This window comes from Vibrio inusitatus, assembly GCA_024346935.1.
GTDB lineage: Bacteria > Pseudomonadota > Gammaproteobacteria > Enterobacterales > Vibrionaceae > Vibrio > Vibrio inusitatus.
Genome location: AP024879.1, coordinates 933,551 through 949,857 on the forward strand (window position 1 = coordinate 933,551; position 16,307 = coordinate 949,857).

Sequence of the window (16,307 nt, forward strand, 5' to 3'; positions counted from 1 at the left end):
GCTTGCCAAGTATGAGGTTAAGGCTTAGTTAGTATAAAAATCTGTTTATTGACTAATCTTACAAATTAAAATTCAATGTACCACCTGTAAATCAGATGATGATATCGCAGTAGTGTGACAACAATATGTTGAGGAAATTACGTTAAGTAACAAAGACGTTTGTTAGGTTTTGACCTCGCTCTCATATGGGGAGAATGGCGTTAACGCCAAGGCGCTTTTAAGGTCGGTTTTTTATTCCTAGGATCGGTAGCAGGTTTGCCTCCCAGCATTAATCCGAGGTAATACATGTGGGCTGTGAACTCATCAACTCCATCATCGATACAGATTTTCTCGAACAACTTGTCAGCCACTTCTTTCTGGTTTGCTGGGAGGTGTTGGCACCGCAGTATCTGATATAGGGCGTCATGAACCAGCGAAGCACGCATGTTTCTTGAAGTATCGACTACAGGGCCAGATGGTCCATCCCAAGCATATCCAGAACGCACGGTAAGCACCCCATCAAGACTTAGACCAATAAACTCCATATCTACTGTTTTTCCCGGAAAAATATCAATATTAATAGTAAAGTCCTCAGCTAATTGATACTTATAACCCGATCGATACAAAATAGTGTCCGACATACTGTTTTACCTTCCAACAAAAATCTTACCTATAAATTTAGTGTAATTACCGCCGCATCTTTTTAGATTTATGATTAGAAAATAGACAATTTAAAGTTTCGTGATTCAGCTCTAATTTTCAATTTGTGTCTATAATGTGAACACTCAATACAAAGGAGCACTACAATGATTCGATTTGTCTGCCTATTGTTATCGACACTGACCTTCACAGCTTCAGCCAATGAACTAATGAAACTTTATATCTCGGAAGAAGATTGGGAATACAACGATTTGGTTGTTTCTGTCAAAGGTTACAAAGTGCCAACTCGGGCTGCATTTAGAGGTTGGATACTGATGAATCAAGCTCAAAAACCCGTTAAAGAGATAGCAGACCAAATGCTAGCTTCGGGTATTACCGAAGTGCCAATGAAAACAATGCCAATGCACTTAGTATTGTTGCAAGGAACAAACTGGGCCATGAATGGCACTTCAGTATTTACATTACCTGATAACAAACAAGTCCCTAATATGGTTAGAACGGTTAAGTTCATTCAAGAGCATGTTGAGCCAGTACTTGGGCCTCTAGTGCCTGTTTCTGGAGATAGAGACCAATATTATAACGAAACCTCTGGTGGCGCTTCACGTAGCCAGCATTTGAATTTTTGCGCGCTTGATTTAGTGCCAATTAACGATCTAAGCCGAGAAGAGTTGCATAAAAAGCTTTGGAGTATTTACAAAAGTGTCGGTAAAGAAAACAAAATGGGCATGGGGCTGTATTCGGGCGTGCGATTTCATATAGACACTTGTGGGTATAGAAATTGGTAAAAATCAGCTGTCAGATGCTTAATATCAGCTATCAGCTAGAATACGTGTCATTCCCGCATGATGTTAGCGGGAATCTCTCTAACCTATAGATCCCCGATAAAAGCCCTCGGGGATGACGCCAATAAGCTTTACGCGGAATGCGGAGAGTTATAAGAAAAGTCATTCCCGCAGACTCTAGCGGGAATCTCTCCAATCTATAGATCCTCGATAAAAGCGCTCGGGGATGACGCAAATAAGCTTTAAGCGGAATGCAGTGAGTTGTAAGAAAAAGTCATTCCCGCAGGCTTTTAGCGGGATTCTCTCCAATCTATAGATCCTCGATAAAAGCCCTCGGGGATGACGCAAATAAGCTTTAAGCAGAATGTGGTAAGTTGTAAGAAAAAGTAATTCCCGCAGGCTCTTAGCTGGCATCTCTCCAATCTATAGATCCCCGATAAAAGCACTCGGGAATGACGCCAATAAGCTTTAAGTGGAATATGGTGCGTTGGAAGAAAAAGTCATTCCCGCAGGCTCTTAGCGGGAATCTCTCTAACTTATAGATCCCCGATAAAAGCGCTCGAGGATGACTGCTAATAAGCTTTACGCGGAATGCGGTGAGTTGTAAGAAAAAGTCATTCCCGCAGGCTTTTAGCGGGAATCTCTCCAATCTATAGATCCTCGATAAAAGCACTCGAGGATGACTGCTAATAAGCTTTACGCGGAATGCGGTGAGTTGTAAGAAAAAGTCATTCCCGAAGGCTCTTAGCGGGAATCTCTCCACCCTATAGATCCTCGATAAAAGCACTCGAGGATGACAGCAGATAAGCTTTAAGCAGAATATGGTAAGTTATAAGAAAAAGTAATTCCCGCAGGCTCTTAGCGGGAATCTCTCCAACCTATAGATCCTCGATAAAAGCACTCGAGCATGACTGCAAATAGGCTTTACGCGGAATGCGGTTAGTTGCAAAAAGTCATTCCCGCAGGCTCTTAGCGGGAATCTCTCCAACCTATAGATCCCCGATAAAAGCACTCGGGGATGACGCAAATAAACTTTAAGCGGAATGCAGTGAGTTGTAAGTAAAAGTCATTCCCGCAGGCTCTTAGCGGGAATCTCTCCACCTACAGATCCTCGATAAAAGCACTCGAGGATGACAATGTTTAAACATCTGATGGCTGAAAGCTTGAAGCTGATAGTTGGCAGTTGCTTCCCTTAAGCAATATCCAAGTATTTATGCGTTTGCACTGACAAGCGCCAGTTGTTGGCAATACACGTATCAATACACAGTTTTGTCGCTCTAGGTTTTTGGCTAATAGGTTGCAGTAGAACCTCAACTCCATCTTGAAGTTTGCTCACTTCAAGCAAAGATTTGAGATCGTCAATATCAGACTCCTTCCCTACCGGATGCTTAACCTCATTAGCACGAGACATTGCACTTGGCTCTATTGGAAGTTTGCCCTTCATGCCAATCTTTGGTGACACCGTTACCCAAGTATTCGGTGTTGCCAGCACTTCAAACGTGCCGCTCGTTTCTATTTGGCAACGATAACCGTTTGCTTCTAATTTTGTAGTCAAAGGCAACAGGTCATACTGACATGGCTCTCCACCTGTAATAACTACATGTTTTGCTGAGTACTGCTCAAGACAATAAGCCACCAGCACCGCTTCACTAGTACTACACCAACGCTCATCATCACCCTGCTTTAGTAAAACAGTTTTAAGGTCGGTTTCATCTTCAAGGTTCACATCCCAAGTTTGTTTGGTATCACACCAAGCACACCCAACTGGACATCCCTGCAAACGAATAAAGATTGAAGGCACTCCCGTAAAGAAGCCTTCCCCTTGTATCGTTTCAAACATCTCATTGATTTTAAGCACGTTATTCACCTGTGTAGATACAACCGGCAGTGCAGGTCTCTTTAATTTCTACTTTACTTATAAGTGGCAATAACGGCTTAGTCTGTTCAAACACCCATTTTGCCAGCACTTCGCTAGTCGGGTTTTCAAGACCTTCGATATCGTTAAGATAATGATGATCAAGGCGATCATAGATTGGCTTAAACTTCTCTTTTACATCACTAAAATCGATAATCCAGCCCGTATGAGCATCCACCTCACCTTTAAGGTAAAGGCGGACCAAGAATGAGTGTCCATGCAAACGACCACACTTATGCCCCGCAGGAACGTGAGGCAATTTATGGGCAGCTTCAAACATAAACTCTTTGTAGATTTCGGTAGTCATAGTGTTCTTCTGTACGTTGGGTCTAAATAGACCTAAAAGAGAAAGTCACGGATTGTAGCAAGTTTAGCCCAAACCCCCAACGAAAACTGAAGTTGCAACCAAAAGAAAAGGCAGAGCTTTCGCTCTGCCTTCATTAGGTATTCTATAAAAGAAAATTATAGATAGTATCGAACACCTAGAGCGTACTTGTCATCACCATCATCGGCGTAATCATCACCCAAATCGATCTGGTAACCTGCGTAACCCATAAATTTTCCAGTAAAGTTGTATTCCACCTGCAATGCCATTTGGCTAAACACAGTTTTACTATCGTCATCGTTTTCATGAGATTCATAGTTCAAAGAGAAGTTCAGACTATTGGCTAGTGCAAATGCTGCAATTGCTTCAATACTATACGAATCATATGCACCAGCCTGACCGACAGCATTTCGGAAAGAGTCACCCATTTCATATACAGCTGCTATAAACAATCCATCACCATATGTGCCGTATTTAGCTGAAACTAGATTACCCATCGCGTCATCATTTGAGCCGCTAACCGAGCCTGTAGTGAAAGCATAACCTACGAAAATACCACCTAGATCAACAGACAAACCTAATTGACCGCGGTTGCCGTAATCAGTACCACCTTCGCTATTATCACCCTGCCAACCAGCACCTAAGTTGAAGTCTAAGTTGTCACCAAAGTTGAAGGTTTTTCGGTACGATATCATTCTCTCTGCACGACCAGTACCTAGCTCATAGCCGTTAACGTATAAGAAGTCATTGGCAAACGCGATTGGCATATCTGCAATTCCGCCGACATCGTAGTAAGGCGACCATTGCGTACCACCAACACCACGACCCCAAGTTTCATGCGTGACGCCGATGTAACCTAAACGAGTAGAGAACGAGTTATCTCCGCCTTCTAGCGTATTAACACTCCACTCACCCTTTACATCTGCACTCCAACCATGACCTAAATCTTGCGTCGCATTGATGTTGATACGAGGCGAGATTGACTGTACTTCAAGTTCATCGTCATCATCGTTACCGATACCCATTGAGATGTGACCGCCTACAGAAAACGTAGAACCACCGCTATTATACAATTCCACTGCCAGAGCCTGACCGCTAAAAGCCATACCGGCAATTACACTTGCTAATACTGTCTTTTTCATAATGTCTTTCCATTTACCTATGTGTATAAAAAGTTGTGTTAGAAACACAGTAAATGTCGTACTACTCAATCGACTTATTTTTTATTATTAGCAAATGGCTTATCGCTCATTTGCTCAAAGTAACTTTCAGAAGGAAATATATTTTCATCCCTCCTTTAGTCTTAAACCATCAATTTGTGGCTTAGTCCTAAAAATCACCTTTTGTAACAGCGTAGTAATGAATTTTTAATAAACCAAATAAAAAGCGTGCATAGATCACATTATAAGTATCTTACTGAATGATTTATGCTCAAAACAAGAGTATTGCTAGCTTCTAGAGGATCTATTGCCCTCTGCTCAGTCATATATTGGTGTTTTTTTGAGCTCAGAATATATAGTTTTCTTGATGATACTTGTGATTGATATATTGAGGAATTTAGGTAGAAAAATATGTATTTCTATAGATTACACGTCGAGCTGACTCATAGTGTGTGTCAATAAGGGAAGTCACATTCGAATAATCATTTTAAACATTGAAAGGGAGCAATTGATACGTTTGTAGTAGAGGACAATATAGAAGGTTTTATTCATCCAGTGAATTGATAGTTGTATTTAATTTAATATAACGGAAGTATTGCTGTGTTTACGAGTACTACGGTGGTTAGGAAACCTAACATCCGTCATCCTGAACTTGATTCAGGATCTTAGAGAGTACCCATGGCAGGCTTTCGTAAACACTAAGATACTGGATAAACACTGCGTATTTTCCAGTATGACGCAGATTATTGAGTTCTTTGTAGGCTCTAATGAAAACAATGTAACTGGATAAATCCGTTATTTATAACCGACACCCATTAAAACAGGCATACTTGTGCCATCTTTCATCTCGATCTCAAAAGGAATAGAGATCTCAATATCGCTAAAGCCTGCTTGATGAAGTATCGAGTGAGCAGACTCTTGGGTAAGCCCCTCAGCGTCATCTTCATTCAACCAGTCCCAATGAACAAATATCCCTTGCTCATCAAGTAAAGAGTAAATGATAGTCGCGGCTTCCTTGAAATCAGAGACAAAGCCGCATACCGATGAAGCGATAACAAGATCAAACTGTTTTCTAAACGCTGGGTGCTGCGCCACTAAGCCACGAGTGAGCTCATCGACTACCGGTTCTACATTCGCTAGAGTTTTCTTGTCCAACTCTTCGATCATAGATTCAGAAGCATCTAGAGCAACAACACTACGTGCAAACGGCGCGATTCTTTGACTTAACAAGCCAGTACCACAACCAAAATCTAAAATATTTGCGCCTTTAAGTGAGTGAAGCGCTTGAAGCTCTGCGAAAACTAGATCTGAGAATTGAGCAGTTGCCGGGTCGTTTTCCCACTCAGCAGCATATTCATCCCAATTGTGCACCATCTGACTATCCATCCTAAAGTTTGTTGCTTAAGCTGAGTAAAGCAAATCTTGATAAAAAAAGATACAAAATTGCATTTAATACAAAGAGATATTGGGCTTCGATCATGTGTCGCTTGATTTTTCGGCACCCAATCAGTTAATTTGAAAGCCTACACGTTCTGAAAAGAGTAACAATGAACCTTTCCCACATAGAAGCCTTCGTGCAAGTCGCTCAGCATGGTTCCGTATCGGAAGCGGCTCGACAACTAGATTGCAATCGTACCAAGCTCAGCATGGCAATCAAAGCCCTAGAGAAAGAGTTAGATACAGAATTGTTTATTCGCAGTGGTAACAACCTCGAATTATCAGAAGCGGGAAAAGCCATATTCAAAAACTGTGAATCCATGTTGGTGACTGCATCTCGCATTAAACAAACCTGCAAACATATACGCGGTGACTTCACAGCTGAAGTATGGATAGCTCGAGACGACGCCATTCCAGATGAAATATGGCAAGCACTCTCTCACCGACTCAATGACAAATACCCTGCCACCACTTTTAATATCATACTGGCTTCTAGTGGAGATCTCTCAAACTTAGTAGAAACCAAACAAGTGGATTTTGCTTTTGGCGTGGACTACGAGCGCGTAGACGACCCTAGAATAGAGTTTACCCCCATTGGCAAGATCAGAATGATGTCGGTATGCAATTCAGATCACTCCTTGAGTAAACAACGTCGTGTCTCCGATGAACAACTGCGCAACGCTATGCAGGTTACTCTTGCTTACCTCAATGAGAAAGACAACCCAGAGTTACTGCCCTTTTCTCTCAAGCATATTGGTTTTTCAAGCTTTGATTATATTCTCAGCACCATTCAAACCGAATCTGCGTGGGGAGTGCTACCAGAACCCCTGATTCGTCATTTACTGAGAGATGAAACTCTATCCGTAATAAAGCATACCTACGGACTCACTCAAGAAGAGTTCTGCATGTTTTCTTCAACAGGCATGGAAGCACACCCAGGTATGGTTTGGCTATGTGACAAACTCAGCGACTACTTGTTTGATTTTTAATCACCTCAGTGAGCGTCAAAATAAGTGACACAGAGGGGGCGGCATAAGCATCTGATATATAAGAATAAAAAACAGCAACAGTAAAACTGCCACTCTGAACGGACAAACTTTGATTGAAAGCTGACTGTCACTAACAAACAATGAGCATAGTTAATATTTAAAAAGGCTCATCATGAGTGGCAGGAAAAATATCTCCGAACGTCGCATTCTTATCTATTCAGCCCTGCTAACACTTGGCTTTGCCGTAGGTGGCATTGTGTTGGGTAATTGGGTTGGCTCTATGGTCATCATTTTCGATGGCGCATATTCTCTAGTGAGCTTAGCGTTAACTTTATTGTCACTGCTAGCTGCTACGTTAATGGCACGTCCAAACAGTAAACGTTTTCCACATGGATTAGCGGCGCTTGAACCTATCGTCATTGCAATTAAAGCGGCTGTGATTTTAGGCTTAGTTTGCATCTCCATCTACTCAGCTATTATCTCAGTATTTGAAGGGGGTCGAGAAATCGATACCTCAGTCGCAACCCTTTTTGGTCTAATCAACGTAATCGGTTGTGCGTTTGGTTGGGCACTTGTTGCCAACAAAAATAAAAAGTTAGGCTCAGGACTCATTGCCGCAGAAATTAAACAATGGCAAATGGACACGCTTATCAGTGTGGCCGTACTTTTAGGCTTTGTTGTTGCTTGGCTATTGCTACAAACCTCTTTAAGCGCATACGCCGTATACGCCGACCCAGTAATGATGTTGTTAATGGCTGGGTACTTTTTGAAAGTACCGGCTGTAATGCTTAAAGAAGCCTTATCAGAGCTACTTCACATGTCTGCAAATAACAGTTTATGTAATGAAGTTCATCAATGCGTCACCGAAGTCCCATCTAATAACGCAGTTGATTTAACGGTTTCATCGGTCACCAAAGTGGGTAACGAACTGCGTATCGATATTGATATGCACATAGAAGAGCAGATTAAAATAGCACCTAAAGATATAGAAATAACTCGTAATCAACTAGCGAAGAAACTCAAGCACCTACCGTACAAATGCCAGCTCAATTTAAGCTTGGTTGTGTAAGTTAATACCAAGATGTTAGTTGTTCTGGTCAACTCCAACAGGACACTTTCTTTAGAAAACTTTCATAGTTAACCTGCGACATATCATTGTTCACCGAATGTAGCCTTTCGAAGTGTAGTACCTCATTTAGGCTGAAAGATCTTGCTTATATGTGCTCAAGTCGGTTGATGAACTTTAAATAGCCAATCGTACTCTAGGCTCTCGAAGAATAGTTCAACCACAGCATTATCTCAGCACGCACCTACATCACCCATACTGGCTCTTATACCGAACACTTGCAGAAGCTCACGGTATTTCTTACTCGTATATTGGAAGCGTCAATCACTGTGAAAGACTAGCCCTTTGCGTGGTAGCCTTAAGTTATAAGCGTTAATCAATGCCTCGCTGATTATATCTGTCGTCATTTGTTTGTCGAAATGCCAACCAACTATCCGGCTGGAGTACAAATCCATGATGGTAGCTAAATACATCCAGCCCTCCCAAGTTTTAAAGTAGGTCAGATCACCAGCCCGAACTTGGTTAAGAGCCAATTTTTGTTCACCAAATTATCATCGACAGCACCACTGTGCTTGTGTTTGGTTGTCACCTTATAAACAACTCGCTGAACTACTTTCAAGCCAAGCTTACTTATTATTGACCTTACCCGGTGACGCCCAGCGGCAAAGCCCTCTGCACGAAGCTTCTTTGTCATTTCTCGATTTACAAGGATCTCTCGACTTTTCTCGAAGAATCTTTTAACTCGACGATAAAGGTATTAGGTTTCTACTGTAATTAATTTAGCTGGTCGTTGGAGCCAGTCATAATAGCCTAAACGACTGACTTTCATTACCTTGCTGAACTAGATAGTTGGATATCGAGCTGACTTGCTTTGATGAAGTTACACTTTACTTCATTTCTTTCTCAAAGAAGTCTGAAGTCTTTTTTAGAGTTTCTTGAGTTCATCACGCTCATCATATCAATGAAGATCTGGCTGAGAAACTAAGAGAGCGTCGATGTTTACGGCCAAGCTTTTGTGCATAGATAGGATCTAAAGTGTGCTCCGAATCGATAAAGACACATGTTTCACCTTCACGTTGAACTGTCGCAATCAACTTTAAAGTAATTATTGTTTTACCCGATGATTCAGGGCCGTACATTAATATGAAACTTAATTTCCTGTTACGTATTGAGCACTCCTGATTCTCAATCACTTGTTCCATGATTGCCACTCATGGAAAATGCAGAGTAGTAGATTGTGTAACATTTTTTCTTTCCCTCGAATATGAGGTTCTAGGAATTTTACCTGCAAAGCTATAATCGAATTCTATGACTTGCTACACTGCTTCGCCAGTTGTTAAATCGCCTAACAACTCTCTATAAGCGTGGAACTTATTGCAAGATGGTTACAGAACAAATCTAAGTCAGCTACTTGGTAATACGAATGAGTCAGTTTTGGCTTTCTTCAAGACAAAAGCACAGGCTAACCCAATCATCATTGCAGGCCAGAGCGTCAACATACGAGTGATTAATGACGCAATAATAGCAATATCATTGTCGACTCCCATCTGAGTCAAAAGCCAAATCATTCCAACCTCTGTCACTCCGATTCCACTAGGGATCAATGACGCGGCACCAATTAACAAACTCAGGCAATATATACTTACTGCCATTGCCATCGTAATTTCTATGCCGAACCCTCGTAATATTAGGAATAAAATCAAACCTTGAACTGTCCAGGCTAAGAGTGTGTACAGTAGACTTCTTAAAGCCACTGGCAGTCGCCACAAATCACGCAGTATCTTAATTGGCTCAAACCAAGGTTTACTTAAAGCCAAATTAAGCAATACGTTTAGCCCTGGAACAACAATGAAAGGCAAGAGGAGCATTGCAATTGATAATAAACTAAAGGCAAGATTGAAATGTTCAATAAGAAAATAAGTGCCTAATAGTAAAACGACAAGAACATCAAGTAATCGCTCTGACACAAAGCTTAGAAACGTGTATCGAAATGGAACACCTAATTCATCAAGGTGTGTTCCTCTCATTAACTCTCCGGCTTTAGCGGGTGATGCTGTAAAAGCGAAGCCTGAAAGATAAATGACGATATGCCGATTTATCGAAGCCTCTTGTTCTGTAAGGCGCATATACCCTAACCAACGAAGAGAGCGGCAAGAATAGCTCACCCCAGCAAAAACTAAGCACAATATCACCAATCCTACTGAAAGCGACTGTAAAGAGTCTAGTGCAACACCAATATCTGATGAGTGCTTCCACGCAATGTAAATAACAAAGCCCAGAGCCAACCATAAATACAGACGTTTCAATCGCTGAATATAAACGTTGCTGCTCATAAGCTGTATTTAATTACATTAAGCAAAACGTGAACAAATAATGTACAAACCAAGCTGAAGCAATACCAGTGACGATACCTGCTAAAACCTCAAGGCGAGTATGCCCCATTCGCTCTCTTAAAGGTTTTTCTACTTTATCTTTGTTCAACACATTAATGGCTTTAGCGTGTTTACTCACTTGCTGCCTTAAACTACTTGCATCGAGTATGACAATAAATGCAAGCGCTAAAGCGACAACTAAAGCAGGTTCTTGAAGCCCTTCATTAAAAGCAATAATCGCTGCGGCACTGCTTACGATACTACTATGATTGCTTGGCATGCCACCGTAGCCAATCAAATCAAAAGCTAAACGTTTTGCTCGAATTGTATTAATGGCAAACTTTGCACAGCCTGCCACTAACCACGCAAGAAAAGGCGTAATAAGGTAGCTCAGATCCATAACGTTCTCCTTTTTTAAACCGTTAATGAATAGAAACAAGCGACAACCCATCCGAGAATGGTTAATTGGAGCCAACGGTCGGTAAACAAGGTATCTGTTGGTGATTCACCTGAATCTTTTGACTCTACAATAAACCAATAACGGTATATGCCAAATAAAACGAATGGAATGGTATACACCATATCTGGCTTATCTGAAAGAACAAATAAGCTATAGAATAAGATGGCACAAATCGCTGACATTTCAGCATATTTATCAACAAGTTCAACTGTGTAATGCTGCAATACACTTCGAGCCTTTTTACCACTTTGCATCAACTCTTGTCGCCTTTTTATCGATGCCAGAAAAAGTGCTAGAGAAAGCGTAGTAATAAACATCCAAGAAGAAAGTGGTACGTCTAAAGAAACTGCACCAGCATACACTCGCAAAACAAAACCTGTCGCTATCGTAAAAATATCTAATACAGGTTGATGTTTAAGGTAGAAAGTATATGCCACATTTAGTAGTAAGTACGCTGCAACTACCGCTACTACTTTAGGGTAAACCAAAGCTGATAGTGCTACGACACCATACAAAACAACCATCAAAATTCGAGCTTGTGGTTTACTCACTTCGCCTGATGCTAGCGGTCTTGATTTAGATTTAACAGCGTGCTTTCTATCATTTTCAATGTCGTTATAGTCATTTAACACATAAGTTGCTGATGACGCTAAACAGAAAATAATAAAGGCAGATAGAGTATGCTGAACTGACTGTATATCAGTGAATAATCCTGAGAAAAGCAAAGGCGCAAAAACAAAGGCGTTTTTCACCCACTGCTTAGGTCGCATAAGACGTATTACTGAAGGTAAACTGAACATTTTAATTCTTCTTAATATTATCTAGGCAAAAACCAGGCAAAAACCAGGCAAAAACCAGGCAAAAACCAGGCAAAAAGATATACTGATAGTTTTCGAAAATCAATATATATATAATGACTAAAAGTATGCTTTATGTCGCTTTTGCTATCGTAGCGACCATCGTGAATCTTTTCACACAAGAAATAACATCAACCCTTTTTCAGTATGAGTATGAAATCATTGTCAGTATGTTCACAGGCACGCTGGCTGGCTTGGCCGTTAAATACTTGCTAGATAAGAAGTTTATTTTTAAGTTTGAAACTAAAAGTCAGAAACAAGATGTAACTACCTTCTTTTTCTATAGCTTAATGGGCGTGATTACTACTATCCTGTTTTGGATTACGGAATATACCTTTGACCTTTGGTTTGACACCAAAACGATGCGCTATGTAGGCGCTGTGATAGGGCTAAGTATTGGCTACATCACTAAGTACTACTTAGATAAAAAATATGTATTTATAGAGCGTTAGAATGAAAAAAATAACAAGCTGGGGGAAATACCCACTCATTGATGCCAAAATCAACACACCTTCAACAAGTCAAGAGCTAGTGAATGAAATGCAAAGCGGAATAGCACGAGGCTTAGGTCGTAGCTATGGTGACAGTGCACTTTCAGAAAATATCGTAGTCAGTGACCAGCTAAATCATTTTATCTCTTTTGATGAAGATACAGGGGTTGTCCGCTGTGAAGCTGGTGTTTCACTTGATGAAATCTTAACAAACTTTGTCCCTAGAGGCTGGTTCCTATCCGTCACACCCGGAACCAAGTTTGTTACCGTTGGTGGCGCTATTGCCAGTGATGTTCACGGAAAAAATCACCACCTTGTAGGTAGTTTTAGTGATCACGTGACTTCGTTAACCCTCATCACTAATGAGCAAGAAATCACTTGCTCAAGAGAAGATAACCCTGACTTGTTTCACGCTACCTGTGGCGGAATGGGATTAACTGGCATTATCACGGAGGCAGCATTCAAATTGAAACCGATAACCAGTGCCTACATTAATCAAAAAGTAGTTAAAGCTAAAAACCTTGAAACCGCTTTAGCACTATTTGAACAATATAAAGATGTGACCTATTCGGTTGCGTGGATTGATTGCCTATCTACAGGCGATAACCTAGGTCGTTCATTGCTGATGCTAGGTGAGCACGCTGATAAAGGCACACTGACCACGCATAAAGACGGCTTATTAAATATACCGTGTGATATGCCTTCCTTTTTGTTGAACAAATACACCATACAGGCATTTAACTCAGTTTATTATAACAAGCAACTGAAACAAGAAGTAAACAATACTGTTCACTATGACCCATTCTTCTATCCACTTGATGGTATAAACAACTGGAACCGTATGTACGGTGGCAATGGCTTTACGCAATACCAATTTGTTATCCCTAAAGAAGCAGGCAAAGAAGGTCTGACCCAAATTCTTGCTGCTATTGCCGAATCAAAGCAAGGGTCCTTCCTTGCCGTATTAAAGGTGTTTGGTGAAGGTAACAAAAACCACTTATCTTTTCCAATGGAAGGCTATACATTAGCGCTTGATTTCAAACTAAACGACAAGCTATTTGCTTTACTCGACCGCTTAGATATCATCGTGAGAAAATACGAAGGGCGTTTGTATCTATCTAAAGATGTCAGGATGTCAGAAGATATGTTTAAGGCTGGGTACCCTCAATGGAAAGAGTTCCAAGCATTAAGAAAAGAATATAGCGTAGATATACTGTATCACTCGCTCCAGTCCAAACGGATAGGATTATAAATATCGTGCAAAACATTATTATTATTGGCGCAACATCAGCAATGGCAAAAGAAGTTGCCAAGCTATACGCCACAGAAAAAGCAAATCTATATCTCATTGCTAGAGATACTTCAAAACTTGACACCATTAAACAAGACTTGACGGTAAGAGGTGCAAATACAGTTCATACAGCACCGTTTGATGCGAATCAGTTTAACTCACATCCAGCGCTTATTGAACAAGCATTCAATGCTTTAGGTCGTGTTGATGTGTTGCTTGTCGCTCACGGAAGCCTGCCTAATCAAGAGCTTTGCAAAACTGATTCAATGAAAGCTATTGAAGAGTTAAATACTAATGGAGTAAGTGTTATTTCACTTCTCACTCACGCAGCCATAAAAATGGAACAGCAAAAATCAGGAAACATCACCGTTATCACCAGCGTTGCAGGCGACAGAGGTCGTCAGTCAAATTACGTTTACGGCGCAGCAAAAGGTATGGTTTCTACTTTCTTGCAGGGTCTGGATCAGAGACTCAGTAAATCAGGCGTTCATATTCTAGATATCAAACCCGGATTTGTTGATACGCCAATGACTGCGGAGTTTGATAAAAGTGTATTGTGGGCAAAACCTGATAAAGTTGCAAAAATAATCACGAACAGAATAAGAAAAAGAAGTTCTTTATCTTACACTCCGTTTTTTTGGTTTTTTATTATGAAAATAATCAGGTTCATTCCACAATTTATTTTCAACAAAATTAAATTATAACACTGTTCAATTTAAGTATTTTATATTTACAGACATTAAAAACACTGGGCTATAATTAAACATAACGCTTAAGTATAACCATCAGTAGGGTACGTTTCATGAACTTCGCTTACTTTTGATAGATGAAATCAATAAAATCACCTTATTGTTTAAAGTGCAACCACTGATCTACAGTGATCAAGTAAATATTACATTAATTCAAGATTATATTATAGGAGTGTTGGTTTGTGAGTAATTATTTTAAGGTTTTTTTAAGTTTAACTATATGGGTTTCATTATTTATATCAGCATATATTTTTTCTAGATTTACGGTAGATGATGCATTCATATCATGGAGGTATGGTTATAATTTAGTTCATTCAGGTTACTTTAACTATAACCCTACAAATTTAGACCTTACTCAAGCATATACTAATCCTATATATGCATTGATGAGTATTTTCCCCGCAATTTTAAATATTGATGTGGTTGTGTTTTTTAAAGTTATCTCACTTCTGATGTGTATGTTTTTTGTTGTGTATTTATATAGAAAGCATGGGGTGAAGTATGGTGCTATTATTTTCATGGCAATACCTGCAACCATGCTCCATATTTCCTCCGGTTTGGAAACTTTCCTTTTTACTATACTTTTAATTGTTTTATACGACTGCTTAAGAGATAAAAATATCAAGTTATCTATTGTAGTGGTTTCATTGTTATTTCTGGTTAGACCAGAGAGTTTTATTTTATCTATTCTAGTGCCTATATATTACATGACTGAAAAAGAGGGTAGTGCTAATCCTTTTGTTAAAATTAAAAGTATTTTCAGAAGTAAAAACATTAAAAATTATTATCCTTTAGTCCTTGTTATAATACTTTTTTTGATTCTTTCACTTCATAATCTTTATTTTGGATCTTGGTTGCCAAATACTTTTTATATTAAAAGTGTTAACAATGAAGTTGTCACTTCAAAAGCTATCGACTTTTTTATTTGGTGCATCCCTGCTTTATTTTTCACATTATTTCTAATTAAAAATGAAAATACATCATTATTTTATGTTTTCTTTTTTCTATTTCTTGCGATGAGTATTAATTACTCTATGTCTACATTGCAAATGGATTATGCGAGTCGCTTCTTTTTTCACATTTACTCACCTTTATATTTTATTTTATTAATTGAATCAAAACATAGTAAAGTCGTCGGTAATAAAGAAAGAAGCAATGCACTTTTTGATGTTAATTGTTTCTCTTTATTATGCCTATCAGTTTTTATGGTTTTCTTTTATATACAATGCAAACCTGCTGAATTACGCAGTTTGTCTGAGTATTACCCTCGGTTAAAAACCTCTCATGCACAAATAGGTTATTCTATTCAAGATTCGGGCGCAAAATCCATGGTATTTAGTGATGCAGGAGTAGCCGCATTCAACTCAGAGATAAATGCGCTAGACAATATTGGCTTGGGAAGTACTATGGTAGCTAAATATGGAGTTAATGATAGAGTTTTAAACGCTTACAATCCTAGTATTGTGGTTTTTAAATCGCGACCTGCAACTGGAATTAGGCTAAAAGAAAATTATCAAACGGAAATATACAAGTGGGTTGAAGAAAATGAATTAATCCAAGTTTGTCAAGTTTATTTTAATTCATCGTATTCTATGCTTGTTTATGCTAAGCCTAATTTGAATATTACGAAATTACAGGATGTTTGCAAGAAAAGTAATTATAATCTAAATGGGAGTGACGAAGTATTTAAAAATTATTTACTTGTACCGCCTTGGCATTTTTGGAACAACGACAGGTTAATCTAAGTATTACCCCGTATTCAATTTAGAACTGT

At 39.5% G+C, this 16,307-nt stretch carries 15 protein-coding genes and 2 pseudogenes; 7 read left to right on the forward strand and 10 right to left on the reverse strand.

Annotated features, from left to right (window positions below; translation table 11 throughout):
* Positions 1 to 200: 200 nt before the first annotated feature.
* Complete coding sequence (locus OCU48_RS17180; RefSeq protein WP_141345042.1) at positions 201 to 620, reverse strand: DUF1353 domain-containing protein; 420 nt, start codon at positions 618 to 620, stop codon at positions 201 to 203.
* A gap of 165 nt (positions 621 to 785) precedes the next feature.
* Between OCU48_RS17180 and OCU48_RS17185 the strand changes: the two genes are divergently transcribed.
* Positions 786 to 1,424 (forward strand): D-Ala-D-Ala carboxypeptidase family metallohydrolase, encoded by a 639-nt coding sequence (locus OCU48_RS17185; RefSeq protein ID WP_141345041.1) that lies wholly within the window; start codon positions 786 to 788, stop codon positions 1,422 to 1,424.
* 1,189 nt (positions 1,425 to 2,613) lie between these two features.
* Here the strand turns inward: OCU48_RS17185 and queE are convergent.
* The 4 genes from queE to OCU48_RS17205 all read right to left on the reverse strand — a co-directional run bounded on the left by queE (position 2,614) and on the right by OCU48_RS17205 (position 6,195).
* Positions 2,614 to 3,261, reverse strand: coding sequence for a 7-carboxy-7-deazaguanine synthase QueE (gene queE, locus OCU48_RS17190; protein ID WP_167496172.1), 648 nt, complete (start codon positions 3,259 to 3,261; stop codon positions 2,614 to 2,616).
* Positions 3,262 to 3,280: 19 nt separating this feature from the next.
* Positions 3,281 to 3,643: a 6-carboxytetrahydropterin synthase QueD gene (gene queD, locus OCU48_RS17195; protein WP_141345039.1), complete on the reverse strand. Its 363-nt coding sequence runs from the start codon at positions 3,641 to 3,643 to the stop codon at positions 3,281 to 3,283.
* A gap of 155 nt (positions 3,644 to 3,798) precedes the next feature.
* Complete coding sequence (locus OCU48_RS17200; protein WP_141345038.1) at positions 3,799 to 4,803, reverse strand: porin; 1,005 nt, start codon at positions 4,801 to 4,803, stop codon at positions 3,799 to 3,801.
* 813 nt (positions 4,804 to 5,616) lie between these two features.
* A complete protein-coding gene (locus tag OCU48_RS17205; RefSeq protein ID WP_141345037.1) occupies positions 5,617 to 6,195 on the reverse strand; it encodes a class I SAM-dependent DNA methyltransferase in 579 nt (192 codons plus the stop codon).
* A gap of 173 nt (positions 6,196 to 6,368) precedes the next feature.
* Between OCU48_RS17205 and OCU48_RS17210 the strand changes: the two genes are divergently transcribed.
* The gene (locus OCU48_RS17210) at positions 6,369 to 7,247 is read left to right on the forward strand and encodes a LysR family transcriptional regulator (RefSeq protein WP_141345036.1); all 879 of its coding nucleotides are present in this window, start codon (positions 6,369 to 6,371) and stop codon (positions 7,245 to 7,247) included.
* Positions 7,248 to 7,419: 172 nt separating this feature from the next.
* The gene (locus tag OCU48_RS17215; RefSeq protein WP_141345035.1) at positions 7,420 to 8,316 is read left to right on the forward strand and encodes a cation diffusion facilitator family transporter; all 897 of its coding nucleotides are present in this window, start codon (positions 7,420 to 7,422) and stop codon (positions 8,314 to 8,316) included.
* Between the two features lie 28 nt (positions 8,317 to 8,344).
* On the opposite strand, the pseudogene OCU48_RS17220 reads toward OCU48_RS17215, so the two are convergent.
* The 5 genes and pseudogenes from OCU48_RS17220 to OCU48_RS17240 form a co-directional block, all read right to left on the reverse strand.
* Positions 8,345 to 9,216, reverse strand: a pseudogene (locus tag OCU48_RS17220) (IS3 family transposase); the annotation flags it as partial.
* Positions 9,217 to 9,280: 64 nt separating this feature from the next.
* A pseudogene (recA, locus tag OCU48_RS17225) lies at positions 9,281 to 9,452 on the reverse strand (recombinase RecA); the annotation flags it as partial.
* Between the two features lie 264 nt (positions 9,453 to 9,716).
* Positions 9,717 to 10,646, reverse strand: a complete 930-nt coding sequence (locus OCU48_RS17230; RefSeq protein ID WP_141345033.1) for a lysylphosphatidylglycerol synthase transmembrane domain-containing protein — start codon at positions 10,644 to 10,646, stop codon at positions 9,717 to 9,719.
* Between the two features lie 13 nt (positions 10,647 to 10,659).
* Entirely contained in the window at positions 10,660 to 11,085 is a 426-nt protein-coding gene (locus tag OCU48_RS17235) for a divergent PAP2 family protein (protein WP_141345032.1), read from the reverse strand.
* 14 nt (positions 11,086 to 11,099) lie between these two features.
* Positions 11,100 to 11,945, reverse strand: a complete 846-nt coding sequence (locus tag OCU48_RS17240) for a decaprenyl-phosphate phosphoribosyltransferase (protein WP_244312259.1) — start codon at positions 11,943 to 11,945, stop codon at positions 11,100 to 11,102.
* Positions 11,946 to 12,058: 113 nt separating this feature from the next.
* On the opposite strand from OCU48_RS17240, the gene OCU48_RS17245 reads away from it, so the two are divergent.
* From OCU48_RS17245 to OCU48_RS17260, 4 genes are all read left to right on the forward strand, one after another.
* Positions 12,059 to 12,454 carry a GtrA family protein gene (locus OCU48_RS17245; RefSeq protein WP_141345031.1) on the forward strand — a complete coding sequence of 132 codons (396 nt, stop codon included), beginning with the start codon at positions 12,059 to 12,061 and terminating at the stop codon, positions 12,452 to 12,454.
* Between the two features lies 1 nt (position 12,455).
* On the forward strand, positions 12,456 to 13,745 hold the full coding sequence (locus tag OCU48_RS17250; RefSeq protein WP_141345030.1) for an FAD-binding oxidoreductase: 1,290 nt from the start codon (positions 12,456 to 12,458) through the stop codon (positions 13,743 to 13,745).
* 5 nt (positions 13,746 to 13,750) lie between these two features.
* Complete coding sequence (locus OCU48_RS17255; RefSeq protein WP_141345029.1) at positions 13,751 to 14,488, forward strand: SDR family oxidoreductase; 738 nt, start codon at positions 13,751 to 13,753, stop codon at positions 14,486 to 14,488.
* Between the two features lie 227 nt (positions 14,489 to 14,715).
* On the forward strand, positions 14,716 to 16,278 hold the full coding sequence (locus OCU48_RS17260) for a hypothetical protein (protein ID WP_141345028.1): 1,563 nt from the start codon (positions 14,716 to 14,718) through the stop codon (positions 16,276 to 16,278).
* Positions 16,279 to 16,307: the final 29 nt, after the last annotated feature.